Origin of the sequence: Chitinimonas arctica (assembly GCF_007431345.1) — a bacterium.
GTDB lineage: Bacteria > Pseudomonadota > Gammaproteobacteria > Burkholderiales > Chitinimonadaceae > Chitinimonas > Chitinimonas arctica.
The window spans coordinates 2,984,936-3,010,246 of the sequence record NZ_CP041730.1; the positions used below are offsets into that span (position 1 = coordinate 2,984,936).

At 61.8% G+C, this 25,311-nt stretch carries 20 protein-coding genes and 3 tRNA genes; 17 read left to right on the forward strand and 6 right to left on the reverse strand.

The features are described from left to right. Positions 1–2: 2 nt before the first annotated feature. Positions 3–857 carry a bifunctional methylenetetrahydrofolate dehydrogenase/methenyltetrahydrofolate cyclohydrolase FolD gene (folD, locus tag FNU76_RS13430; protein WP_179958112.1) on the reverse strand — a complete coding sequence of 285 codons (855 nt, stop codon included), beginning with the start codon at positions 855–857 and terminating at the stop codon, positions 3–5. A gap of 109 nt (positions 858–966) precedes the next feature. Here folD and FNU76_RS13435 point away from each other — a divergent pair. From FNU76_RS13435 to FNU76_RS13445, 3 genes are all read left to right on the forward strand, one after another. Beyond that, positions 967–1,043: transfer RNA gene (locus tag FNU76_RS13435), tRNA-Pro, on the forward strand. Positions 1,044–1,086: 43 nt separating this feature from the next. Continuing rightward, positions 1,087–1,163: transfer RNA gene (locus tag FNU76_RS13440), tRNA-Arg, on the forward strand. Between the two features lie 41 nt (positions 1,164–1,204). Further along, a tRNA-His gene (locus FNU76_RS13445) sits at positions 1,205–1,280 on the forward strand. A gap of 152 nt (positions 1,281–1,432) precedes the next feature. Here FNU76_RS13445 and FNU76_RS24125 read toward each other — a convergent pair. Continuing rightward, on the reverse strand, positions 1,433–1,591 hold the full coding sequence (locus tag FNU76_RS24125; RefSeq protein WP_179958113.1) for a hypothetical protein: 159 nt from the start codon (positions 1,589–1,591) through the stop codon (positions 1,433–1,435). A gap of 198 nt (positions 1,592–1,789) precedes the next feature. Beyond that, positions 1,790–2,266 carry an FKBP-type peptidyl-prolyl cis-trans isomerase gene (locus tag FNU76_RS13450; protein WP_144278680.1) on the reverse strand — a complete coding sequence of 159 codons (477 nt, stop codon included), beginning with the start codon at positions 2,264–2,266 and terminating at the stop codon, positions 1,790–1,792. Between the two features lie 152 nt (positions 2,267–2,418). On the opposite strand from FNU76_RS13450, the gene FNU76_RS13455 reads away from it, so the two are divergent. The 5 genes from FNU76_RS13455 to FNU76_RS13475 all read left to right on the forward strand — a co-directional run bounded on the left by FNU76_RS13455 (position 2,419) and on the right by FNU76_RS13475 (position 5,758). After that, entirely contained in the window at positions 2,419–2,799 is a 381-nt protein-coding gene (locus tag FNU76_RS13455) for a DUF2237 family protein (protein WP_144278681.1), read from the forward strand. Continuing rightward, positions 2,799–3,446 carry a carbonate dehydratase gene (can, locus tag FNU76_RS13460; protein ID WP_144278682.1) on the forward strand — a complete coding sequence of 216 codons (648 nt, stop codon included), beginning with the start codon at positions 2,799–2,801 and terminating at the stop codon, positions 3,444–3,446. The genes FNU76_RS13455 and can overlap by 1 nt, the downstream gene beginning before the upstream one ends. Before the next feature lie 119 nt (positions 3,447–3,565). Further along, entirely contained in the window at positions 3,566–4,834 is a 1,269-nt protein-coding gene (locus tag FNU76_RS13465) for an Hsp70 family protein (protein WP_144278683.1), read from the forward strand. Positions 4,835–5,024: 190 nt separating this feature from the next. Further along, positions 5,025–5,567: a hypothetical protein gene (locus tag FNU76_RS13470; RefSeq protein ID WP_144278684.1), complete on the forward strand. Its 543-nt coding sequence runs from the start codon at positions 5,025–5,027 to the stop codon at positions 5,565–5,567. After that, entirely contained in the window at positions 5,564–5,758 is a 195-nt protein-coding gene (locus FNU76_RS13475; RefSeq protein ID WP_144278685.1) for a hypothetical protein, read from the forward strand. The genes FNU76_RS13470 and FNU76_RS13475 overlap by 4 nt, the downstream gene beginning before the upstream one ends. 158 nt (positions 5,759–5,916) lie before the next feature. Here the strand turns inward: FNU76_RS13475 and FNU76_RS13480 are convergent, their stop codons facing one another. Together FNU76_RS13480 and FNU76_RS13485 are read right to left on the reverse strand one after the other, a co-directional pair. Next, positions 5,917–7,275: a sigma-54-dependent transcriptional regulator gene (locus FNU76_RS13480; RefSeq protein ID WP_144278686.1), complete on the reverse strand. Its 1,359-nt coding sequence runs from the start codon at positions 7,273–7,275 to the stop codon at positions 5,917–5,919. Further along, positions 7,272–8,855 (reverse strand): two-component system sensor histidine kinase NtrB, encoded by a 1,584-nt coding sequence (locus tag FNU76_RS13485; protein ID WP_144278687.1) that lies wholly within the window; start codon positions 8,853–8,855, stop codon positions 7,272–7,274. Before FNU76_RS13485 ends, FNU76_RS13480 begins: the two co-directional genes overlap by 4 nt. Positions 8,856–9,047: 192 nt before the next feature. Here FNU76_RS13485 and yedA point away from each other — a divergent pair, with 192 nt between their 5' ends. Continuing rightward, a complete protein-coding gene (gene yedA, locus FNU76_RS13490) occupies positions 9,048–9,920 on the forward strand; it encodes a drug/metabolite exporter YedA (protein ID WP_144278688.1) in 873 nt (290 codons plus the stop codon). Positions 9,921–9,938: 18 nt separating this feature from the next. Here the strand turns inward: yedA and FNU76_RS13495 are convergent, their stop codons facing one another. Continuing rightward, complete coding sequence (locus tag FNU76_RS13495; RefSeq protein WP_144278689.1) at positions 9,939–11,801, reverse strand: ABC transporter ATP-binding protein; 1,863 nt, start codon at positions 11,799–11,801, stop codon at positions 9,939–9,941. A 309-nt stretch (positions 11,802–12,110) separates the two neighbouring features. Here FNU76_RS13495 and ilvA point away from each other — a divergent pair, with 309 nt between their 5' ends. The 8 genes from ilvA to FNU76_RS13535 all read left to right on the forward strand — a co-directional run bounded on the left by ilvA (position 12,111) and on the right by FNU76_RS13535 (position 25,061). Beyond that, entirely contained in the window at positions 12,111–13,625 is a 1,515-nt protein-coding gene (gene ilvA, locus FNU76_RS13500; RefSeq protein ID WP_144278690.1) for a threonine ammonia-lyase, biosynthetic, read from the forward strand. A gap of 80 nt (positions 13,626–13,705) precedes the next feature. Next, positions 13,706–14,215 (forward strand): hypothetical protein, encoded by a 510-nt coding sequence (locus tag FNU76_RS13505; protein WP_144278691.1) that lies wholly within the window; start codon positions 13,706–13,708, stop codon positions 14,213–14,215. A 157-nt stretch (positions 14,216–14,372) separates the two neighbouring features. Then, complete coding sequence (locus tag FNU76_RS13510) at positions 14,373–18,203, forward strand: DUF3683 domain-containing protein (protein WP_144278692.1); 3,831 nt, start codon at positions 14,373–14,375, stop codon at positions 18,201–18,203. 125 nt (positions 18,204–18,328) lie between these two features. Then, entirely contained in the window at positions 18,329–19,855 is a 1,527-nt protein-coding gene (gene ubiB, locus FNU76_RS13515) for a ubiquinone biosynthesis regulatory protein kinase UbiB (protein WP_144278693.1), read from the forward strand. 87 nt (positions 19,856–19,942) lie between these two features. After that, positions 19,943–21,184, forward strand: a complete 1,242-nt coding sequence (locus FNU76_RS13520) for a porin (protein ID WP_179958115.1) — start codon at positions 19,943–19,945, stop codon at positions 21,182–21,184. Between the two features lie 10 nt (positions 21,185–21,194). After that, a complete protein-coding gene (locus tag FNU76_RS13525; protein ID WP_144278695.1) occupies positions 21,195–21,602 on the forward strand; it encodes a type 2 periplasmic-binding domain-containing protein in 408 nt (135 codons plus the stop codon). A 200-nt stretch (positions 21,603–21,802) separates the two neighbouring features. After that, positions 21,803–24,562: a phosphoenolpyruvate carboxylase gene (gene ppc / locus FNU76_RS13530; protein WP_144278696.1), complete on the forward strand. Its 2,760-nt coding sequence runs from the start codon at positions 21,803–21,805 to the stop codon at positions 24,560–24,562. Positions 24,563–24,608: 46 nt separating this feature from the next. Next, positions 24,609–25,061, forward strand: a complete 453-nt coding sequence (locus FNU76_RS13535) for a hypothetical protein (protein ID WP_144278697.1) — start codon at positions 24,609–24,611, stop codon at positions 25,059–25,061. Positions 25,062–25,311: the final 250 nt, after the last annotated feature.

Consider the following 25,311-nt stretch of genomic DNA (forward strand, 5'->3'; position numbering starts at 1 on the left):
ATTCAGGGGTTCAGGTTGACGCTGGCGTCGAAGGTATTGCGCATCAGCATGGCGATGGTCATCGGGCCCACGCCACCCGGGACGGGCGTGATCCAGCTGGCGCGCGTGCGTGCGATATCGAATTGCACATCGCCGCACAGCTTGCCGTCCGCCTGGCGGTTGATGCCCACGTCGATCACGATGGCGCCTGGCTTGATCCAGTCGCCCTGGACAAAGTTGGGGATGCCGACGCCCGCCACCACCACATCGGCTGCGCGCACCTTGTCGGCCAGGTCACGGGTGCGGCTATGGCAAATGGTCACGGTCGCCCGCGCCAGCAACAGTTCCAGCGCGGCCGGCCGGCCGACGATATTGGAAGCACCGATCACCACGGCATCCTTGCCCACCAGGTCCACGCCGGTTTTTTCCAGCATCACCATCACGCCATGCGGCGTGCAGGGACGCAGCAAGGGCATCTTCAGGGCAAGGCGGCCGAAGTTGTAAGGATGGAAGCCGTCCACGTCCTTCAATGGGTTGATGGTTTCGATCACCCGCTCCGCGTTCATATGGCTGGGCAGCGGCAACTGCACCAGGATACCGTCCACCGCCGGGTCTTCGTTCAGGCTGCGGACCAGGTCCAGTAGCGCGTCTTCGCTCAGGCTGGCCGGAAATTCGTAGGACAGCGAGCGGATACCGGCGCTTTCGCAGGCTTTTTTCTTGTTTCTGACATAAACGGCCGAGGCGGGATCGTCGCCTACCAGCACCACGGCCAGGGCTGGCGCACGAAAAGCGTTGGCAACGCGAAAATCCACCTTGCTCCGGACTTCGCCGATGATTTCCGTTGAAATCTGTTTGCCATCAAGTAATTGCGCGCTCATGCCGGTACTCCCAATTGGTGCAAAAGAGCCAGATTCTCTCATTAATTGCAGATCGGCCCAAGCTTTGGCTTGACAGCCCGGATCTGCCAACCTATTATGCCGTCCTCGTCGGGGCGTAGCGCAGCCCGGTAGCGCACCTGGTTTGGGACCAGGTGGTCGTGAGTTCGAATCCCACCGCCCCGACCATAGTTTTCACCGGCAGTACAATCAACCCAATTGGCCCCGTGTAGTGCCCGTAGCTCAACTGGATAGAGCAACGGCCTTCTAAGCCGTAGGTTACAGGTTCGATTCCTGTCGGGTGCGCCAACGCTTATGTTATAAGCTGTAGGCCAAAGCAAGTTTCAGTGGTGGCTGTAGCTCAGTTGGTAGAGTCCAGGATTGTGATTCCTGTTGTCGTGGGTTCGAGCCCCATCAGTCACCCCATCAGTACAAGTAAAAAGCCCGGTCGAAAGACTGGGCTTTTTGCGTTCTAGTGCTCCCGGCCAGCAGTAGGGGCGAGGTAGAAGTTTCTTTAGAATTCGGCCGAGGTTTTGCGGGGTATACATAACAAACCCCGCTGGCGCGGGGTTTTTCGATTAGCCGAACTGTAATTTCTTCTTCGGAATTGCCGGCGTAGCGCTTGTCGGCTCGCCAAAACGCGCGCGGGCCTTGCGCTCGAATTCGCGCAAAATCGTCGCCTTGGGTTGCGGCTTGAGCACAGTCGCCACATCGATGGGTACTTGCTTCGATTTCATAGAAGGACTCCACGTTCGGCAAGATAGGCATCCAGGACGCGCCAGTTTCGCTTGCCGTCGATATCGAAAAACATTGTACGCCCGGTACCATTGGCTTTCCCAGAGGCGGTTGCCGCTTACAACGTGCCTGATAATGACGTTTCTTGTCTCCGCCGGCGAGCAATCCAACCGCCCGCCGCCCGACAAGCGATTCCAATATCAGTGATGGTGGCCGTGTTCGCCATGCACGTGCTGGTGGGCGATTTCCTCGCCCGTGGCTGCGCGCACGCTGAGCACCTTGACCGTGAAGCGCAGTGTCTTGCCGCTCAGCGGGTGGTTGCCGTCGAGCAGCACCACCGGGCCTTTGATCTTGGTGACAAAGTAATAACGCGGTTCGCCATCCGGACCGGGGCGGGGGATTTGGCCGCCGACTTTGACGCCGGCCGGGAATTCGGCCTTGGGCATGGTTGTCACCAACGCTTCGTCGTATACGCCGAATGTATCCTCTGCCGCCAGTTCGAGGGTCGTCTGGAAGCCGGCCTCCTGTCCTTCCAGCACGGCTTCAAGCTTGGGAAACAGGTTGTCGTAATCGCCATGCAGGTAGGCGACCGGCTGTTTTCCGTCGTCATACACCGCGCCATTCGCGTCAGCGACCTTCAAACTCAGGGTGACGGCGGTATCTTGGGCAATTTTCATGGGGAGCTTCGCTTTTCTTCTGTAACTTAGGGAAAGAATAAGGGCGACATTTTGAACGCGATGTCGCGGGGCCGCCAGCATCGGGGCGCAGGCTTTTGTCTTTGCTCCCCGTCCCGGCGATAATCGCGGCATATTCTAGCTATCGGATGACTATGGACGACGCTGTGAATGTGCTTGGCTTGCCCTTGGTGGCCTGCAGTTTCAATCCGCTGACCGGTTTCTTCCGGGATGGCTGTTGCAATACCAGCCCGGCCGATAGCGGCCGGCATACCGTCTGCGTGCAGGTAACGGCGCAGTTCTTGGCATTTTCCATCGCGCGCGGCAACGATTTGACGACCCCGCGCCCCGAATACGGCTTTCCCGGCCTTACGCCGGGTGATCGCTGGTGTTTGTGCGCGGCCCGTTGGGTCGAGGCACTGGTCGAGCAGATGGCGCCCCCCATCCTGCTGGCCGCCACCCACGAAGACGTGTTGGAGCTGGTCTCCCTGGAGACCTTGGTGGAACATGCGCTCGATCGACCAGGAAGACCTTGATGCACCAAAACTTAAATCATCTATTTGCCAATAATCGCCAATGGGCGGAGAGCGTCAAGGCCGAGCAGCCGGATTTCTTCGAAAAGCTGGCGCGCCAGCAAAACCCCGAATACATGTGGATAGGCTGCGCCGACAGCCGGGTGCCGGCCAACGAACTGATCGGACTGTTGCCCGGTGAAGTATTCGTGCATCGCAATGTGGCCAATCTGATCGTCCATTCCGATCTGAACTGCCTATCCGCCCTGCAATACGCGGTGGATATGCTGCAAGTGAAGCACCTGATCGTCTGCGGCCACTATGGCTGTGGCGGGGTCAAGGCGGCGCTCAACGATACCCGCATCGGCTTGGCCGACAATTGGTTGCGGCATATCCAGGATTTGCGCCGGGTTCATAGCCGCTGGCTGGATAAATTCCCGCCGGAAATGCACGCCGACAAGCTGTGTGAACTCAATGTGATCGAACAAGTGGTCAATGCCTCCCAAACCACCGTGGTACAGGATGCTTGGACGCGCGGCCAGGCCGTTACCGTGCATGGCTGGGTCTACCGCCTGTCCGACGGGCTGCTGCACGATATGCAGATATCGCTGGATTGCCAGGATGCCCTGACGGAGCACTATCGCGATTTCTTCAAGCGTGATTTGCCCTAGGGGACGTCGCTAATCAAGCGAAATGTCCCGGCTTAACATCCTGATCCTGATCGGAAAACTGGACATTGTTGCGCTTCTTGCGTAGCATCCGCGCCCTTTTTGCCGACAGAATCACGCCCATGAGTCAGCTTTCCGCCCGCGCCTGCGGTATCGATTTCGGCACGTCCAATTCCACTGCCGGCTGGCTTGCGCCGGGCCGGCAGACCCTGCTGGGGCTGGAGGACGGCAAGCTGACGCTGCCTTCCGTGGTGTTCTTCAATGCCGAGGAGGATTCGGTCGCGTTCGGCCGGCAAGGCCTGGCCGAATACCTGGACGGCTATGAAGGACGCCTGATGCGTTCGCTCAAGAGCCTGCTGGGTTCCAGCCTGATCGATGGCCAGACCGAGGTGTTGGGCCGCGCCCTGCCATTCCGGGAACTGCTGGCGCGGTTTATCGGCGAACTGAAGGCCCGTGCCGAAACCTCGGCCGGGCGGGGCTTCGACACGGCGGTCTTCGGCCGGCCGGTGCATTTTGTCGATGACGACGAAAAAGCCGACAAGCAGGCCGAGCAGACCTTGTTGGAGACAGCTCGGGCGGTTGGCTTCAAGGAAGTCAGCTTCCAGCTCGAACCGATCGCCGCCGCTTTCCATTACGAACAGACGATCACCCGGGAAGAACTGGTATTGATCGCCGATATCGGCGGCGGTACCTCGGACTTTTCATTGGTACGGCTGTCGCCCGAGCGCACCCGGCTGGTGGAGCGGCGGGACGACCTGCTGGCCAATGCCGGGGTGCATATCGGCGGTACCGATTTCGACAAATACCTCAGCCTGGCCGGACTGATGCCCTTGCTGGGCTACAAGAGCCGTCTCAAGGGCAGCTCCGAGGTGCCCTCCAGCTATTTCTTCAATCTGGCGACCTGGCACACCATCAACTTCACCTACACCCGCAAGATCTGGATGGAACTGCAGGAGGTCTATCGCGATTCGGTCGAGCGCGACAAGCTGGATCGCTTGCTGCGCCTGATCGAGCAGCGCGCCGGCCATTGGCTGGCCATGCGGGTGGAGGAGGCCAAGATCGCCTTGTCCGACCAAGCGTCGACCACCTTGCAGCTGGACCGCATCCGCGAAGGTCTGACCCACGATATCGACCGCGCCACCTTCGAAACCGCCACCGGCATGCTGGTCGACGATGTGGAACGGACGGTGGCGGGCCTGCTGGTGGACGCCGGCGTACGGGCCGAGCAGATCGATACGGTCTTCTTTACTGGCGGCTCCAGCGGCATTCCCATGCTGCGCCAGCGTATCGCCGCCCTGCTGCCACAGGCCAGGGCCGTGGAGGGCGATCTGTTCGGCAGTATCGGTGCCGGCTTGGCGGTGGAGGCGATGCGGCGGTACGGCACGGTCTAGCGCTCGGAATTTTACAAGCTGCCGAAAGCGTTTGGACGAGTGGTCTGGTAGGGCATCGTTTTAGCTGTACGCAGCTGGGAACTGACGACTTTGCTACTTCGGGTTCTCAGCGTCGTTTTTGGATTTTCGCGTCGATGGCAGAAAATGTGTATGGGCAACGGCTATCATAGGTTTCATGATGCCTACGTCCATGCAGATGGGCAATTTTTCGATTTACGATCAGCCCGCGCAGCCGGCTGATATGTCGACGCCTTTGAAGTCGGCAGTGGTGATGTTCGAGGACAGTGTCCGTTATGACCAACTCGAAACAGGTGCTTTCTTTGACCGAAATGGCACCAAACTTTTGTCGAAACAAGGAAAGCCAAGACAAGTCACGTTCTCGCTCAGTGACCTGGCCAACATGCAAGGAACGATCTTTGCTCACAACCACCCTGGTGGCGGCTGCTTTTCCCCTGTCGACGTTATGACTGCTTGCGATCTGCAACTTGTAGAGCTTAGGGTGGTTACCGATCAGTTCAGATTCTCGTTTCGATGCGGAGGAGGAGCCTGGCCGGCGAGCACTGAAATCGTACCGGCGATAGCCAACTTCAGTGCGTCTGCCAGGAATGAAGTCAAGCATATGCAGCATACGGGACAATTACCGAGGCAACACCAGCAGGCTGAGCTAGAATTTCGATTATGGTTGCGCGTGGCTTTTCACTTCGGGCTGATTTTTAATAGAGAGAGATCATGAACCCGACTCAACTGTTTATCGCTGAATCCCAGGAAGTTATTGACAAGAGCAGGCGCGAAGGCGTTGTTGTGTTTGACGATGGTCCGTACGAACGCCTTGTTCAGGCCTTGTGTAGCGACCTCGACGAAGAGATTGAGCAGGCCGGTGGTGTGGATTTATGGCGCGAAAAGCAAGAAGTGATAACGCGCTGAGCCTGGCATCAATCCATTGTGCCCTTTAGCCGTGCAAGGCTAGGCGTTTTGCCTGCCCTGTGTCTATCACAAGGTCAGACAAAACCTCTCTGTCCTGGCGCTACTATCGCTGGATTTGTCGAGCATCAGACTTCCCTGTGTTCGCTTTGGAGCAGACACTAGGAAATACTCAGGCGCTCCATCCGATACCGTAGCGAGCGGAAGGTCACGCCCAGGATCTTTGCCGCCTGAGTGCGATTGAAACGGGTCTTGTCCAGGGCCTCCAGGATGGCTTCCTTCTCCATCCGGTCTAAATAGTCCTGCAGCGGGTATTTGTCGCCGATGGCGGCCGACGGGGTTGATTCGTCGCTGTCGCTGCGGCTCAGCTGCAGGTCGGCCAGGCGGATCTGCTTTCCGTCGCAGAGCGCCAGCGCCCTTTCCAGGATATTTTCCAGTTCGCGCACATTGCCGGGGAAATCGTAGGCGGCCAATGCCTGCAAGGCATCGGGACCCAGCTTGGGTTCATCCATGCCGTTCTGGCTGGCCAGCCGCGCCAGCAAGCCATGCGCAATCCCCGCCACATCCTCGCGCATCTCGCGCAAGGGAGGCATCTTCAGTTCGATCACATTCAAGCGGTAATACAAGTCCTGGCGGAAGCGGCCTTCGTCCACGCACTTGGCCAGGTTCTGGTGGGTGGCGCAGATGATGCGCACATCGATGGCGGTTTCCTTGGTGTCGCCCAGTTTGCGCACGTGCTTTTCCTGGATGGCGCGCAATAGTTTGACCTGCATGGCCAACGGCAGGTCGGCGACCTCGTCCAGAAAGAGTGTGCCACCATGGGCCGCCTGGAAAAACCCGTCCCGCTCGGTATCGGCGCCGGTGTAGGCGCCTTTCTTACTACCGAAGAACTCGCTTTCCATCAGGTTTTCCGGGATAGCGCCGCAGTTGACCGGGACAAATGGCTGGCTGTTCCGGTTGGACTGGCTATGAATCAGCCTGGCAGCCCGTTCCTTGCCGCTGCCCGACTCGCCGGTGATATAGACCGGGGCCTGGCTCTTGGCCAGGCGGTCTATCAGTTGCAGTGCGTGGCGAATGGCGGGCGAGTCGCCGATAAAGGTGCGATCCGCACTGGTAGCGGGTTTGCTGCCGGCCGGTTTATCCAGTTCCAGGGCCGAGCGTACCAGGGTACGCAGCTGCTCCAGCGAGACTGGCTTGGCCAGATAGTCGAACGCGCCGGCTTTAAGCGCTTCCACCGCATTGTCCAGGCTGCCGTAAGCGGTGATGACGGCGACGGGGATGTCGTAGCCGCGCGCCTCGATATGGCGTACCACGTCCAGGCCGGAACCGTCGCCCATGCGCATATCGGTCAGGCATAGGTCAATGCCGCCCGCGTCCAGGCGGGCCTTTGCCGCGGCCACGCCATCGGCCATGTCGACGTCCAGGCCCATCTTGAGCAGGGTCAATTCAACCAGTTCGCGTAGATCGGGCTCGTCATCGACGACCAGGATACGAGGGGGCTTATTGTTGCGTTTGCTCATGTGGGGCGGGCCGGAAAGATAATTCGGAAGCAGGCACCCGTTTGCTTGGCATGCGACGGCGCGGCGACGTATTCCAGCACGCTGTCATTGCCGGCGCAAATCTCGCGGGCGATAAATAGGCCTAAACCGGTGCCTTTGGCTTCGGTGGTAAAAAAGGGTTCGAACAACTTGGCGATATCGTCCGGTGCGATGCCCGGGCCGTTGTCATGCACGTCCAGGGCCCAGGCATCGTCCAGCCTGACCACCGCCAGTCCCAGGGCACGGTCCTGCCGGTCGCTGTAGCGCCAGCCATTGCGGCAGAGATTCCAAAGCACCTGATGCAATTGTCCTTCATCGAAACGGGCAATGGCGCCTTGCGGGCATTCGACATGAATGGTCGCTGCAATGCCTTCCACCTCGCGGAATTCCGCCACGAAGCCGTTGAGCCAGTCATGCAGGCGCAGATCGACCGGTTCGGCCCGGTCGCGGCGGTTCAGATCCAGTACCGCGCGCACGATCTTGTCCAGCCGGCGGCTATTTTCCACCATGATGCGGGTCAAGCGCAGGCTGGCCGGGTCTACCGCCTCTTCCGCCAGCAATTGCGCGGCATGGCCGATGGCGGAGAGCGGGTTGCGGATCTCATGGGCGATATTGGCGGTCAAGCGGCCCAAAGCGGCCAGCTTGAGTTGCTGGGCTTCGCGCCGCAATCGTTCGATATCCTCCAGGAAGACCACCGTGCCGCTGGCGGAAGCACCGACCTGTACCGGCATAAAGCGCGGCCGCACGGCCTGGCGGGTGACCTCCAGATCGACCGGTAGCAGGCTATAGCCGGCCTTCCAATTGGATAGCGCCCCGGCCAGCAAGGGATTGAAATCGGCCAGGCGGGTCTTGCCGGCGATCATGCCGAAGCCCAGCAAGCGTTCCGCCTGCTGGTTGAATTGACGCACCACGCCTGCTTCATCCAATACCAGCACGCCATCGGAAACATCCTGGATCACCAGCCGGTTGATCTGCGCCATATTGGCCAGTTCGCTGCCGCGCCGCTCGGCCAATCTTTCCGATTCGGTGGCGTAGCGGGCCAGTCTATGGGCCAGCCAGGCGGTGGCAAAGCAGGCGATGGACAGCATGGCGGCCTGGAAGAAATCGGCGCTGCCATTGTCGGAAGAAGCGAATTGCAGACCCTGCTGCAGCAGTAAAGCGATGCTGGCCAGCGCGGCATGGAAGAGGGTGGCCCGGCCCCGGCTGATCAACCCGGCGCCCGCCAGGTAGGGCAGCAGCATCAGGCCGACACCGGTCTTCATCCCGCCCGCCACATGCATCACGCCAACGATAAAGGCGATGTCGCCTGCCACCTGGACCGTCAACAGTAGCCGAAAGCTGGGCCAGCGCCCGCGCAGGCAAAGCGCGTAGATGGCCGCCAGCATCAGATAGCTGGCCGATAGCCAGTTGAGCGCCAGCCGGTCGGCGACGTCCGGGAACAATCTGCTTTGCAACCACCAGCTGACCACCACCAAGGCGATGGCCATCAGGGCGCGAAACAGATTGAACACCTTGGCGGAGCGCCATAGATCGTTGGAAATCAGATTGCGAGGATCAGGCATAAGCCAAGTTTATAGCCGAGGACAGGGGGTTCAGCGGGAATAACGCGGCGGCGCGGCATGGACCGTTACCGCCATATGCGAACGGCATGGCGCGCAGGGCGGCATTCTTATGGTGAATGAGCGCAACGGCAAGATATATATGCGCGTGACCGAACATGCGTGTTTTATGACGGTGGTAAGCTCGACCCTATCATGAATGCACGCCACACCTTGCTTATCCCCCTTTGTCTCGCGGCTACCTGGCTGGTTTGGGGTTCGACCTATCTTGCCATCAAGTACGCGCTGCCCAGCTTTCCGCCCTATGTCCTGTCCGGTACCCGCTACCTGCTGGCCGGCGGCCTGCTGCTCGCCTTCCTCAAATGGCGGGGCGCGGCCTGGCCTACCGGCCGGCAGCTCGGCAATACCGCGCTGATCGGTTTCTTGATGCTGACCCTGGGCAACGGCATGACCTGCATGGCCGAGCAGACCATGCCGTCGGGTGCGGCAGCCCTGATCGTGGCCGGTACGCCCTTGCTGACGGTGGTCCTCAGCCAGTTTCTCGGTGGCCGGGCTTCGAGGCTGGAATGGTGCGGTATCGCCCTCGGCATGGTGGGCATGGTGCTGATCAATCTGGATGCCAGCCTGGCCGAAGACCCGCGCGGGGTGGGCTTGATGCTGGCCGCCTGCCTGGCCTGGGCCATCGCCTCGGTGCTGATGCCGCGCCTCGACCTCCCCGCCGGCCCCATGTCGGCCGCCATGCAGATGCTGGCGGGCGGCCTGATCTCGCTACCGCTGGCCCTGCTGGGCGGCGAACGCTTTCCCGAGTCGCCGCAGCCGCAAGCGATCGCCGCGTTGGCCTACCTGATCGTATTCGGCTCCATCGTGGGCTACTCCGCCTTCGTCTGGCTCCTGCGCAATGTACGTCCCTCGCTGGCCAGCAGTTCCAGCTATGTAAACCCGGTGGTGGCCCTGCTGCTGGGCGGCCTGGTGGCCGACGAGGCGGTGGGCTGGCCCTTGCTGGCCGGCATGGGTGTCATCCTGGCGGGCGTGGCGCTGATCGGGTGGGCTTCGGCACGGCGGGCGTAGTCCATGCCGCCACGGCGCTTACCCCAAAGCAGCCTCCGGCGCGTCATCCAGCGCATCCTCGCAGAGAAATCCACCTGATTGATGCGCCCACAGGCGAGCATATAAACCACCGCGCGCCAGCAAGGCCTGGTGGTCGCCCTCTTCAACGATGCGGCCTTGGTCCAGCACGATCAGCCTGTCCATGGCCGCAATGGTGGAAAGGCGGTGGGCAATGGCCACCACCGTCTTGTTCTGCATCAGCTGGTGCAAGTTGGACTGGATGGCGGCCTCCACTTCGGAGTCCAGCGCGCTGGTGGCTTCGTCCAGCAACAGGATGGGGGCATCCTTCAGCATGACCCGGGCAATGGCTATACGCTGGCGCTGGCCGCCAGACAATTTGACGCCACGCTCGCCCACGTGGGCGTCGTAGCCGACACGTCCGGCGGTGTCGCGCAGGCCAAGGATGAAGTCATGGGCTTCGGCGCGCCTTGCGGCCGCGATCATATCGGCGTCGGTGGCGTCGGGTCGGCCGTACAGCAGATTGTCCCGCACCGATCGATGCAGTAGCGAGGTGTCCTGGGTGACCAGGCCGATCTGCCGGCGCAAGCTGTTCTGGCTGACCTCGGCGATATCCTGGCCGTCCATGCGCACCTCGCCGGATTCGAGATCGTGGAAACGCAGCAGTAGATTGATGATGGAAGACTTGCCGGCACCCGAGCGGCCGACCAGGCCGACCTTTTCTCCCGGCCGGATGTGCAGGGACAGATCCTGGAACACCTTACGCTCGCCGCCATAGCTGAAGCACACCTTGTCCAGCCGGATATCGCCGCCTTGCGCCAGCCGTAGTGGCTTGGCTGACGGTACGTCCAGCACGGCGCGGGGGCTACACAGGGTGTTGATGCCGTCCTGTATGGTCCCGAACTGCTCGAACAGCGTGGCCATCTCCCACATGAACCAGTGCGACATGCCGTTGAGGCGGACGGCCATCGCCGTGGCGGCGGCCACCGCGCCTATGCCCAGATGCCCGTGTGACCAAAGCCCTAGCGACAGGCCGGCACTGCACAGGATCAGCAGCATGTTCAGGCAGTGCAAGGTCACATCCAGGCGGCTTGTCAGCCGGTGGCGCTGGCAATCGCCGGCCAGGAAGTCCTGCATGGCGTGCTTGGCGAAGCCGGACTCGCGATCGGCGTGCGAGAACAGCTTCACCGTGGTGATATTGGCATAGGCATCGGTGATGCGACCGGTCAGCAGGGAACGCGCATCGGCCAGTGATCTAGCCTGGCGGGTCAAACGCGGTACGAAGTAGGACAGTGCCACCCCGTAAAGCGTTAGCCAAGCCGCGAATGGCAGCAACAGCCATACATCCAGACGAGTAGCGAAGACCGCCATGGTGACGAAGTTGATCAGGACGAATACCAGGACGTCGAACAAGATCATGATGACCTCTCGCACCGCCTGGGCGGTTTGCAGCACCTTGGCGGAGACACGGCCGGCGAATTCGTTCTGATAGAAGGCCATGCTCTGGTCCAGCATCAGGCGGTGGAAGAGCCAGCGCAGCCGCATGGGCAGGTTGCTGCCCAGGATCTGATTCCTGTTCAATACGCAGAGCAACAGCAGCAGCGGACTGAACAGAATCATGCTTGCCATCCACAACAAGCTGGCCGGGAAATCGCGCCAAAGGTGCGCGGGGTCCAGTCTGCCCAGGCTATCGACCAGGTCGCCCAGCATCCCCAGCAGGGCGGCATCGAAGGCGCCAACGATGGCGGTGCACAGGGCCATTGCCAGGATGTAAGGGCGGGAGCCGGCGGTACAGGCCCAGAGGAAGGCCAGGAGCCCGGGCGGTGGGATCGTGGGGGTGGTATCGGGAAAGGGATTCAGACGTTTTTCAAAGAAATTGAACATTTATATTCCTGCGGAACGCATTGCAAGTCCCTTAGTCACAAGAGCGGCTCCGCTTGGACGCGAGGCCGCGTTAGGACGTACTTGGACCTAAACCGGCAATGGTGCTTAACCTTGTTCGTGGCAGCTTCCGCAAATGCCGTCGCCGCTATCGAGAACCTCGCAAGATTTTCAATCCAGAGGTGAGTCCCTGGGCTGTCATGCCGGCAACGGTTCTGCGCGCGATAGCCGGTCAGCGGAACCAAACGCTAGCCTGCCCCTCCCAATTCCTGTTAGCTTCCTCCCTCCCGCCGCCTCAAAAAGTTCTGCGCCATGCTCGCTACCGATTATCTGGAACGCATCCTTACCGCCCGCGTCTATGACGTTGCCATCGAAACGTCGCTGGATGAGATGACGAATCTCTCGGCCCGCCTGGGTAACCGGATCCTGCTCAAGCGCGAGGATATGCAGCCGGTGTTTTCCTACAAGCTGCGTGGCGCCTACAACAAGATGTCGCGGCTCAGCGCCGAGCAGCGTGCGCGCGGGGTGATTGCCGCCTCGGCCGGCAACCATGCGCAGGGCGTGGCCCTGTCTGCGCAGAAGCTGGGTTGCCGCGCCACCATCGTGATGCCGGCCACCACGCCCCGCATCAAGATCGATGGCGTGACCCGCCGCGGCGGCGAGGTGGTGCTGCACGGCGATTCCTTCAGCGAGGCCTACCAGCACGCCATGACGCTGGTGGAGGCCCACGGCCTGACCTATGTGCCGCCCTTTGACGATCCCGATGTGATCGCCGGGCAGGGCACGGTGGGCATGGAAATCCTGCGCCAGCATGCCGACCCCATCCGCGCCATTTTCGTCCCGATCGGCGGCGGCGGCCTGGCGGCGGGTCTGGGCGCCTATGTGAAAAGACTGCGGCCCGATATCCGCCTGGTCGGCGTGGAGCCGGTCGATAGCGATGCCATGCGCCGCTCCATCGCGGCCGGCCAGCGGGTGACCCTGGAGCATGTGGGCCTGTTCGCCGATGGCGTGGCGGTCAAGCAGGTGGGCGAGGAAACCTTCCGGCTATGCCGCGAGGTATTGGACGAGATCATCGTGGTGGATGCCGATGCGATGTGTGCGGCCATCAAGGATGTGTTCGAGGATACCCGCTCCATCCTGGAGCCTTCCGGTGCGCTGGCGCTGGCTGGCCTGAAAGCCTGGGCGGCGCGCGAAGGGGTGCGCGACGAAACCCTGGTGGCGGTGGCCAGCGGCGCCAATATGAATTTCGACCGTCTGCGCCATGTCGCCGAGCGGGCGGAGATAGGCGAAGCGCGCGAGGCCATCCTGGCCGTGACGATTCCCGAGCGGCCGGGCAGTTTCCGCGCTTTTTGCGAGCTGCTGGGCAGCCGCGCCATTACCGAATTCAACTATCGCGCCGCCGATCCGCAGCAGGCGCATATCTTTGTCGGGGTGAAGATCCACGCGCGCCAGGAGGCGTTCGACCTGGTCAATCTGCTCAACGCCGCCGGCTTGACCGCCGTGGACCTGACCGACAACGAGATGGCCAAGCTGCATATCCGCCACCTGGTGGGCGGGCGGGCTTCGCAGGTCGAGCATGAGCTGGTCTACCGCTTCGAGTTTCCCGAGCGTCCCGGCGCGCTGCTGAATTTCCTGACCCATATGGGCAAGGGCTGGAATATCAGCCTGTTCCACTACCGCAACCACGGCGCCGACTTCGGCCGGGTGCTGGTGGGCATGGAGGTGCCGCCGGCTGACGAAGGCGCATTCCAGCAATTCCTGGGCGAGCTTGGCTACAGTTATACCGACGAGCGCGACAATCCGGCCTATGCGCTGTTTCTGGCTTGAACCGCGGGCTTCGCAGCTTTATGCGTGTAAAATGGTACGATTGTCCTGTAATTTCATCGGCATGTTCTAGGGCGTTTGCTGTGAAACGTGGTTTTTACTGTTCCCTGTTGACCGTGGTCGCCAGTACAACCGCATCCGCCGGGGCGGATGAGCGGATGGTGTATGAACTGACCACCCCGTTTATCCTCAAGCCGCTCAACCTGCATCTGAAGGAGTATGCCGCGCCGACCCAGCCGGCACCCGCGACGGCGGTATCGCCCATCCTGCGCATCACCGTGCAGCCGATGGCCAGCGGCAAGCCCCTGCAGGATCTGCACGTGCCGGCCGAAGAGCTGGCCGCCGAGCAGATGATACGTTCCATGGAGCAGCAGGCCTGGCAGGCCAGCGCCAATAGCGGGGTCTGTTTGAATCCCGAGGGCAACGAGTCGAGCGGCGGCGGCATCAACTGGTCATTGCAGGATGGTTTTGGCTTTTATGTGCAGGGCAAGGGCTTCAAGCCGCTGCAAAAATTGATGAAGCGCACCGATGTCTGCCGCCCGGGCGATCCCAGTCCCATGTGCAAGACCATGCCCAAACAGATATGCAATTGACGTTAACGTCAATGTTGGTTTGCTAGTCCGCTGTTTTTATTCGAGTTTTTTTGTAGGCTGGCCGCAACGGCCGGTTGTCGCGATGTTCGATGCAGCGCAACATTTCAGCTAGAATCAGTTCCCCCCGATCCCCGCCGTTACTGGATTCAAAGCCACCATGGCCGATGCCCCCCGCTTGCGCGAAATACCCTACAACTACACCTCGTTTTCCGACCGCGAGATCGTTATGCGCCTGCTCGGCGCGGACAGCTGGCAAGTGCTGGACACCCTGCGCGGCGAGCGCAGGACAGGCCGCTCCGCCCGTATGCTGTTCGAAGTGCTGGGCGATATCTGGGTAGTACAGCGCAACCCCTATCTGCAGGACGACTTGCTGGAGAATCCCAAGCGCCTGACCGCCCTGACCGAGGCCATGCGGCACCGTCTGCGCGAGATCGAAACGCGGCGCGGCGAGAACGGCCAGGTCAATGAGCTGCTTGCCCGCGCCCGTGCCGCCATCGATGCATTCGCCCGTTCCTTTCCGGAGACCGCCGAGCTGCGCCGCAAGGTGATGCGGCGCATGAGCGCCTTTACCCGCAAGGACAATATCTGCTTCGACGGCCTGGCCCGCGTCAGCCACGTGACCGATGCCACCGACTGGCGGGTCGAGTATCCCTTCGTGGTCCTCAATCCGGATAGCGAAGAGGAGATGGCCGCTCTGGTCAAAGCCTGTATCGAACTGGACCTGACCATCATCCCGCGTGGCGGCGGAACCGGCTACACCGGTGGCGCGGTACCGCTTACGCCGATGTCGGCCGTCATCAATACCGAGAAGCTGGACCGGCATGGCGGTGTCGAGTACATCGAGCTGCCGGGCGTGGAAGGCAAGGTCGCCACCATCAACTGTGGCGCCGGCGTGGTGACCAAGCGGGTCATGGAGGCGGCCGAGGCGGCCGGCCTGGTGTTCGCGGTGGACCCCACCTCGGCCGAGGCCAGCTGCATCGGTGGCAATGTGGCCATGAATGCCGGCGGCAAGAAGGCGGTGTTGTGGGGTACGGCGCTGGATAACCTGGCCTCGTGGAAGATGGTCGATCCGGACGGCAACTGGCTGTTCGTGGAGCGCATCAACCATAACCGCGGCAAGATCCATGACGTGGAGGTCGCCACTTTCCGTCTGCGCCGCTTCCAGCCCGATGGCCGCACGCTGATCGGCGAAGAAACCTTGAACGTACCCGGCCCGCAGTTCCGCAAGGTCGGGCTCGGCAAGGACGTCACCGATAAATTCCTGGCGGGTCTGCCCGGTGTGCAGAAGGAGGGCTGCGACGGCATCATCACCTCGGCGCGCTTTATCCTGCACCGGCTGCCGGCCCACAGCCGCACCGTTTGCCTGGAATTCTTCGGTACGGTGGCGCAGGCCACGCCGGCCATCGTCGAGATCAAGAATTATCTGGACGCCCATCCCAAGGCCATCCTGGCCGGCCTGGAGCATCTGGATTGGCGTTATGTGCGCGCCGTGGGCTATGCCACCAAGGCCAAGTCCAAGGGGCGGCCGAAGATGGTGCTGTTGGCCGATATCGTCTCGGACGACGAGAACGCGGTGGGCGAAGCGTCCTCGCATGTGGTGCGGCTGGCCAATGCCCGCCATGGCGAGGGCTTTATCGCCGTGACCGCCGAGGCGCGCAAGAAATTCTGGCTGGACCGCAGCAAGACCGCCGCCATCGCCCGCCATACCAACGCCTTCAAGATCAATGAGGACGTGGTGATTCCGTTGCCGCGGCTGGGTGACTATTCCGACGGTATCGAACGCATCAATATCGAACTGAGCATCCAGAACAAGCTGCAATTGCTGGAACGGCTGGATACCTTCTTTACCGCCGGCCGCTTGATGGTGGATGCCGGCGACACCGCCGTGTCGCACGAAGAACTGATCGGCGAACGCCGCGCCGCCGCGCTACAGGCGGTCCGTGCGGTGCAGACGCGCTGGGCCTGGCTGCTGGAACACCTGAACGACGCGTTCGAGCAATACCCGGCCCAGTTTCCCAATGCCCCGCTGGAACCGGCCACCGATATCGATCCGCCGCAATCGGTGTTCCATGCGATGCGCGACTTTGCCCTGCGGGTTTCCTGGAAGCGCGAGCTGCTGGTCGAACTGGACGCCTTGTTCTCCGGCGAAGCCGATGCGCCCATCCGCGCGGCGGTTCGGGCCATCCACCAGAAAACCCTCAAGGGTCGCGTTTTCGTCGCCCTGCATATGCATGCCGGCGACGGCAATGTGCATACCAACCTGCCGGTCAACTCCGACGATTACGCCATGCTGCAGACCGCCCACCGGGCGGTGGCGCGGATCATGGCGCTGGCGCGGGGACTGAACGGGGTGATCTCGGGCGAACACGGCATCGGCATCACCAAGCTGGAATTCCTGCACGACGATGAAATCCGGCCCTTTATCGAGTACAAGCAGCGGATCGATCCGCAAGGCCGTTTCAACCGCGGCAAATTGCTGCCCGGCGCCGACCTGCGCAACGCCTATACGCCTTCGTTCGGCTTGCTGGGCGCGGAATCGTTGATCCTGGAACAGTCCGACCTGGGGGCCATTACCGAGAGCATCAAGGACTGCCTGCGCTGCGGCAAATGCAAACCGGTCTGCGCCACCCATGTGCCGCGCGCCAACCTGCTCTATTCGCCGCGTAACAAGATCCTTGGCGTGGGTTTGTTGACCGAGGCCTTCCTGTACGAGGAACAGACCCGGCGCGGCGTCTCGCTCAAGCACTTCGAAGAGTTGGGCGATGTGGCCGACCACTGCACGGTCTGCCACAAATGCCTGAACCCCTGCCCGGTCAAGATCGACTTCGGCGATGTCACCGTGGCCATGCGCAATTTCCTGCGCAAGACCGGCCACAAGAAATTCAACCCCGGCACCGCCGCGGCCATGGCCTTCCTGACCGTCAAGGATCCGGCCACCATCAAGACCTTGCGGGCCGGCATGATGGGGGTGGGCTACAAGCTGCAACGCATGGGTAACCGAGTGCTGAACGTGGCCGCCAAGGCGCAGACCGCGGCGCCGCCGGCCACTGTCGGCAAGCCGGCCATGCGCACCCAGGTGATCCACTTCATCAATAAGAAGATGCCCGGCAATTTGCCAAAGAAGACGGCGCGGGCCTTGCTGGACGTGGAAGACGCGGAAGTGATCCCGGTGATCCGCAACCCCAAGCTGGCGGCGGAGGATTCGGAAGCGGTGTTCTACTTCCCCGGCTGCGGCTCGGAGCGGCTGTTCTCGCAGGTTGGTCTGGCCACCCAGGCCATGCTCTGGCATGTCGGCGCCACCACGGTACTGCCGCCCGGCTATCTGTGCTGCGGCTATCCGCAGACCTCGTCCGGCTTCGCCGACAAGGGCGAGCAGATCACCACCGAGAACCGGGTGCTGTTCCATCGCCTGGCCAATACGCTGAACTATCTCGATATCCGTACCGTGATCGTCTCCTGCGGCACCTGTATGGATCAGTTGAGCAAGTACCAGTTCGAACAGATCTTCCCCGGTTGCCGGCTGCTGGATATCCACGAGTATCTGCTGGAGAAGAATGTCCGGCTGGCCGGCGTCGAGGGCACGCGCTATATGTACCACGACCCCTGCCATACGCCGATCAAGACCATGTCGCCGATCAAGCTGGCGAATGAGCTGATGGGCGGTGACGTCGCCCTGAACGAGCGCTGCTGCGGCGAGAGCGGCACCCTGGCGGCTACCCGGCCGGATATTTCCACCCAGGTCCGCTTCCGCAAGGAAGAGGAAATGCGCAAGGGCGCCGACCAGCTGCGCGCCGGCAGCAACGACAAGGTCAAGATCCTGACCTCGTGCCCGTCCTGCCTGCAAGGGCTCAGCCGCTACGACGACGATGCCGGCACCAGCGCCGACTACATCGTGGTGGAGATCGCCAAGCATGTACTGGGTGAAAACTGGTTGCCGAACTATGTCGAAACGGCACGCAATGGCGGCATCGAGCGGGTCCTGCTGTAAGGGCGGCGGCATGACGCGCTGACCCTCGCCCTCGGGACGAATTGGCTGTTTCACGGTCTTTCAAGTTAAGCTCCCGTCCAAGCGGCGCCACAGGTGTGGCGCCGCATCTCCTTGGCCTTCCGTACATGTTCCTGCTGCGTCTCCTTAAAATCATCCGCATCGTGTTCGCCTACGGGCTGGACGAATTCATCCTGGGACACGAGCGGGTACGCGGCCTGGAAACCCTGGTGCGGACCGTGCTGTTCTGGCGCCGCTTCAGCGACAGCCGGGCGGTGCGGCTACGCCTGGCGCTGGAAAAGCTCGGCCCCATCTTCGTCAAGTTCGGCCAGGTCCTGTCTACCCGGCGCGATTTGTTGCCGGCCGACCTGGCCGACGAGCTGGCGCATTTGCAGGACCGGGTGAAGCCCTTTCCTTCGCAGCTGTCCGAGCAGGTAATCGAAGCGGCGCTGGGCCGCCCGCTCGCGCAGTTGTTCAAGCGTTTCGACAGTGTGCCGGTGGCCTCGGCCTCGGTGGCCCAGGTGCACTATGCCGAACTGCCCAATGGCCGCCGCGTGGCGGTCAAGGTTCTGCGCCCCAATATCCTGGCGGTGATCGAGCAGGACCTCGCCTTGCTCAAGGTGATCGCCTGGCTGGTGGAAAAGCTGTTTTCCGACGGCAAGCGCCTGAAACCGCGCGAGGTGGTGGCCGAATTCGACCGCTATCTGCACGACGAACTGGACCTGCAGCGCGAAGCCGCCAATGCCAGCCAGCTGCGGCGTAATTTCCACGGCAGCGACAAGCTGATCGTGCCCGAAGTGTTCTGGGACCTGACCTCGCGCAATGTCATGGTGATGGAATGGATGGACGGCATACCCATCTCGCGCATCGAACAGATGCGGGCAGCCGGCATCGATCTGAAGAAGCTGGCGGTCTACGGGGTGGAAATCTTCTTTACCCAGGTGTTCCGCGACGGTTTTTTTCACGCCGATATGCATCCGGGCAATATCTTCGTGGCGCCCGACAACCGCTATATCGCACTGGACTTCGGCATTGTCGGCAGCTTGTCCGACTTCGATAAGCGTTATCTGGCCATCAATTTCCTGGCTTTTTTCCAGCGCGACTACAAACGGGTGGCAACCGCCCATATCGAATCGGGCTGGGTGCCGAAGGGCACGCGGGCGGAGGAACTGGAGGCCGCCATCCGCACCGTCTGCGAACCCATCTTCGATAAGCCCTTGGCCGAGATTTCGCTGGGGCAGGTGCTATTGCGCCTGTTCGAAACCTCGCGCCGCTTCCAGGTAGAAATCCAGCCGCAACTGGCCCTGTTGCAAAAAACCCTCTTGAATATCGAGGGGCTGGGCCGCGAACTGGATCCGCAGCTGGACCTATGGGCGACCGCGCAACCTTTTCTGCAGCGCTGGATGAATGAGCAGATAGGCTGGCGCGCCCTGCTGCGGCAGTTGAAGCAGGAAGCACCCTATTGGGCCGAAACGCTGCCGGCCCTTCCCCGTGCCATCGCCAACCTTGCCGACCCGCAACGACAGGCTAAGCTGGTTGAAGCGACTGAGCATCTGCTCGAAAGCCAGCGGCAGCGCAATGAATGGTTGGCAACCATCGCCGGATTGCTGGCGGCGCTGCTGGTCGTGTTGGCGCTGGTACTGCGCGGCGGCTAAGCACCGTATCTGGCCTTGTGCCATCCATGCCGACGCAGGGCCGACGCACGGTTTCGGGCATCCCACCTGCAACGCATGGAGAGTGACATGCAAAATCTCAAGCCTCTCGCCTGGGCGGTTCTGCTTGGGCTGTCGGCCAGTCCCCTGGCCGACGATTCAGCCTTCAGCTTTTCCGGATTCGGTACAGTCGGCGTGGTCCGCAGCAACACCGACGACGCGCAGTACCGCAATAATTTCCGCCAACCCGACGGCGCGGATAAATCGGCCTCCCTGAAGGTCGATTCCAAGCTTGGCTTGCAGCTGAGCGGCAAACTCTCCCCCGCCTTCTCCCTGACGGCGCAATTGCTGGCCCAGCAGAACGACGAAGACAAGTTCACGCCGGAACTGGAATGGGCATTCGGCAAGTACGCTGTCACCAGCGATTTATCGCTGCGGCTGGGCCGTATCGGTATGCCGGTCTTCCTGATCTCCGACTTCCGCAACGTGGGTTATGCCAATACCTGGGTGCGTCCACCGGTGGAGGTCTATGCCCAGGTGCCCCTGGCCACCTTCGATGGCGTGGATTTCGTCTGGAGCAAAGCGATAGGCGACAACACCCTGACCTTGCAGCCCTATGCCGGCAGTACCAAATTCGACCTGGTCGGCAATCTCAAGGGCAAGGGCAAGCGCCTGATGGGCGTCAATGCCACCTACGAGGTCGGTTCATTGCTGCTGCGCGCCGGCTATGTCAAAACCCGCTTCTATCTGGAAGGCGCGGACACGGCCCGGCTCTTCGGCGGCATGCGCCAGGTAGGCGCCGTATTGCCGGGCTGGACGGCGGCCGCGAACGATATGGAAGCCAAGGACAAAGCCGCCAGCTTCGCCGGCATCGGCGCTACCTGGGACGACGGCAAGCTGGTGTTGCAAGGCGAGTACACGCAACGCCGCACCAAGACCTATGTGGAGGACACCGATGCCTGGTATGGCACGGCCGGCTACCGTTTCGGCAATCTGACGCCCTATATCAGCTACGCCACCACCAAGACCAAGCACAACGACGTGGCCGACCGCTTGTTCGCCCCACCGCCGCAAGCCTCCTGTGCCGTGGCGCCGACCCAGCCGATCTGCATCAAGGGCGCCGCCATGAGCGCCATGTCCGGTGCCGATCAGCACACCACCAGCCTGGGGGTGCGCTGGAACGCCTACAAGAATATCGCCCTGAAAGCCCAGTTCGACCGCGTCCGCGCCGATGCGGGCAAGGACAATTGGTTCAATACCCCGGTGGGCAAGCCCGGCGTGGCGGGCAAGTCGGTCAATGTCTACAGCCTCGCGGCTGACTTTATCTTCTGAGGAGGGCGCCATGAAAGCAGCTTGTTTCGCCCTGATATTGCTGACCGGCGCCGCCCAGGCGGCGGATCTGGCCGTGATCGTCAATCCCAAGGCCGGTGTGGACACCTTGTCGCCCGAGCAGATCGCCAACCTCTTCCTCGGCAAGGCCACCAGCTTCCCGGGCGGTGCGGCAGCCACGCCGGTAAACCAGAACGAAGGCGCCTTGCGCGAAGAATTCAGCAACAAGGTCCTGAAAAAAGACGGCAATGGCGTCAAGGCGCACTGGGCCAAGATGCAGTTCACCGGCAAGGGCTCGCCTCCGAAGGAAGTGGGCGGGAGCGGCGACGTGAAGAAATTCGTGGCCGGCAATCCCGGAGCCATCGGCTATGTGGAGAAGGGCGCCGTGGACGGTAGCGTCAAGGTGGTTGGCACTTTCTAGGCGTCGTTCGAGGCCATGCGGCAAGGCATGGGATTTGCCTGGTGTTCACCTGCTGAAATTCAAACAAGGCGCTTACCGCGCCTTGTTTGAATTCATGTCCCGGGTGCATCGACGCGCTGTAGTGCCACACTATTTCCCTACGCTCGTTCCGTGCATTAATCTCGGGGTCATACCGCAGTGTCCCGTCGACGAGAGAGAATATGGCCCTATACGATAACGCTACCGCCAAGGACCTACCGCTGGAGCAGGATCTTGCGCTGCTGGCCAGCCTGCTGGCGGATACCATCCGCACCGAAACCGGCGACGACACGCTCAAGCAGATCGAAGCGATCCGTGAGCTGGCGGTACGTTTTGTCTGGGAGGCCGACACCGGCGCGGCCGACGAGCTGGCCGCCACCTTGTCCACCCTGTCGCACGACAACACCGTGGCACTGGCGCGGGCCTTCAGCTATTTTTCCCACCTATCCAATATCGCCGAGGACCTGCACCACAATCGGCGCCGCCGCTATCACCGTATCCAGGGCAGCAAGCCGCAGCGCGGCAGCCTGGCCCATTCGCTGGATGACCTGGTGGCGCGCGGCGTGCCGGCCGAGGCGATCAAGAACCTGCTGGCCGCAACCTTGATCGCCCCGGTCCTGACCGCCCACCCCACCGAAGTGCAGCGCAAGACCCAGCTGGACTGCGAGCGGACCATCGCCCGCACTTTGCGTATGCGTGATCGCGAAACGTTGACGCCGGAGGAATTGGAAGAAAACGACGCGGCCCTCAAGCGGGTGGTGCTGACCTTGTGGCAGACCCGGGAGATACGCGCGTTCAAATTGTCGGTCAAGGACGAGATCGAAAATGGCTTGTCCTATTTCCGTACGACCTTTCTCAAACAGCTGCCACGGATTTATATCGAGCTGGAAGACCGGCTAAGTGCGCTGATGGGCGAGCCGGTGGAGCTGCCGACCTTTATGCACGTGGGCTGCTGGATAGGCGGCGACCGCGACGGCAATCCCTTTGTCACGCCCGATGTCACTTTGCACGCCATTGCCCGCCAGGCTGCGGTGGCTTTCGACTTCTATTTCGAGGAAGCCACCAAGCTGGAGGGGGAGCTCAGCCTGTCCTCACGGCTGGTGCAGGTTTCGGACGCCGTGCTGCGGATTGCCGCCGGCGCGCCCGACCAGCCCGCCAGCCGCGCGGAAGAGCCTTATCGCATGGCGATGGCGGCGATCCGCCAACGTATTCTGGCCACCGCCCATTTGCTGGGTAAATTCCGCGGCGGCATCCTGCCCTTCGCCGGTGCCGAGGCCTACCCGAATGCCGCCATGCTGGTGGACGAACTGCGCGCCATCGCCACCTCGCTGGCCGGACATGGCTCCGCCATCCTGGCCAGCGGCCGCTTGCGGCGGCTGATCCGGGCGGTGGAAGTATTCGGATTCCACCTGGCGCCGCTCGATATGCGCCAGCACAGCGGCGTGCATGAACAAGTCGTCGCCGAGCTGCTGGCAAAGGCCGGGCTGGAGGATTATCTGGCCTTGGACGAAGCCGGGCGGCAGCAGGTACTGCTGCGCGAGCTGGCCAGCGCGCGCCTGCTCTTCACGCCCTATGTCGAATATAGCGAGGAGACGGCCAAGGAACTGGCCATCACCCGCACCGCCGCCGAAGTACATGCCAAGTACGGCGCGGCAGCCTTGCCCAACTACATCATCTCGAACGCGCAGAGTGTTTCCGATCTGCTGGAAGTGGCCATCTTGATGAAAGAGGTAGGCCTGTTGTCCTTGGCGCACGCACCCCGCTCGGCCATCAATATCATTCCGCTGTTTGAAACCATCCCCGATCTGCGCGGCTGCGCCGATATCGTGCGCGAGCTATTCGCCCTGCCGCAGTGGATGCAACTGGTCGGGGTAAGGGCCGGCGTGCAGGAAATCATGCTGGGCTATTCCGACAGCAATAAGGACGGCGGCTATCTCACCAGCAACTGGGAGCTGTACAAGGCCGAAGTCAAACTGGTCGAGGTTTTCAAAGCGGCCAATGTCCAGATGCGGTTGTTCCACGGCCGCGGCGGATCGGTGGGACGAGGCGGCGGCCCAAGCTTCGACGCCATCCTGGCGCAGCCGGCCGGCTCGGTGGACGGACAGATCCGCATTACCGAGCAAGGCGAGATCATTGCCGCCAAGTATTCCGACGCGGAAGTGGGCCGGCGTAATCTGGAGACCCTGTTGGCCGCCACGCTCAGCGCCAGCTTCCCGCCGCAACAGGCCATGGATGCCGATTCGGCCGAACGGCTGGCGCTGATGGAGAAACTCTCCGGGCTGGCCTACCGCGAGTTCCGCCAACTGGTCTACGAAACACCGGATTTCCTCGTCTACTTCCACGAGGCCACCCCCATCTCGGAAATCGCCAAGCTGAATATCGGCAGCCGGCCGTCCAAGCGCAAGGCCACCGGCAGCATCGCCGATCTGCGCGCCATCCCCTGGGTATTCTCCTGGGCGCAAAGCCGCTTGATGCTGCCCGGCTGGTATGGCTTCGGCACCGCGATCGCCAACTATCGGCAGGAACACGGCGAAGAGGCGATCGAAACGCTGGCCGCGCTCTACCGGGATTGGCCTTTCTTCCGCGCCACCATCAGCAATATGGAGATGGTGCTGGCCAAGAGCGATATCCAGATCGCCAGCCGCTATGCCGCCCTGGTCAAGGATGCCGAGGTCGGCCAGCGCATCTTCGGCCGTATCAAGGCGGAATGGCGCCGCTCGGTCGATGCCGTGCTGGCCATCACCGGCCATATGGGCTTGCTGGGCGACAATCCACTGCTGGCCCGCAGCCTGAAAAACCGCCTGCCTTATCTCGACCCGCTCAATCACTTGCAGGTGGACCTGATCAAACGCTTCCGCGAGGGAGACGAGAGCGAGGACGTGCTGTATGCCATCCATCTCACCATCAACGGGATCGCTGCCGGTTTGCGCAACAGTGGCTAGGGGCCAGGCACGCGCGCATCGCGCACTGCTATCGGCCGTGCTGGCGATGTACTCCAGCGTAGCCTTCGCCTTGCCGACCGATTTCAGCGACAAGCTGGAGGCGGCCTTGTTGTGCCGCTCGGAGTGGAGCACGTCCTTCTGGAACGACTACTTCAACACGCACTTGCAAACCAGCCTGCGCGATTGGGGCGAAGCGCGCTGGTGGAACTCGCAGGGGGCGCAACTGGGCGGCGCGGTTACCCTGGAAGTCTTCGCCAACCTGGACGAAAGTCGGGCGCTGATGGTGGGAGCGCTGATTCCGCAGCCGGTGGAATCGGTGCGGCAGACGCTGGAGCAGAATCTCAAGCTGAGTTTCCGGCCGGTCCAGACGCCGACCGGCCTGCGTTACGTCAGCGATACGCTATCGGTGCTGGTGGAGACCACCAACCAGCAGACCAAATGGTATTGCGCCAAGTGGAGCTTGGGGAATCGCGAGCGGGTGAAGCCGTTGGCGCCTTAGCGTGTCCTTAGCGATAGCGGCGGTAGTTGGAGCGTGTTCCATTTGTTCGTTGAATTCATATAAATGACGAAGAAAAGGAACACTCCGTCTCAATGAGGCCGCAGTTGTCTTCACGCATGCTTCCAAGCCGCTGCCGCGTTAGTCCGCGTGAATTGCCTTGATTCATCGCTCCCCCGGCGCGACCGTTCGTAAATTTCTTAACAAAGCGCTAAACATTTCTCCCGCTCATCCGGACCCATGGTTGTAGTGC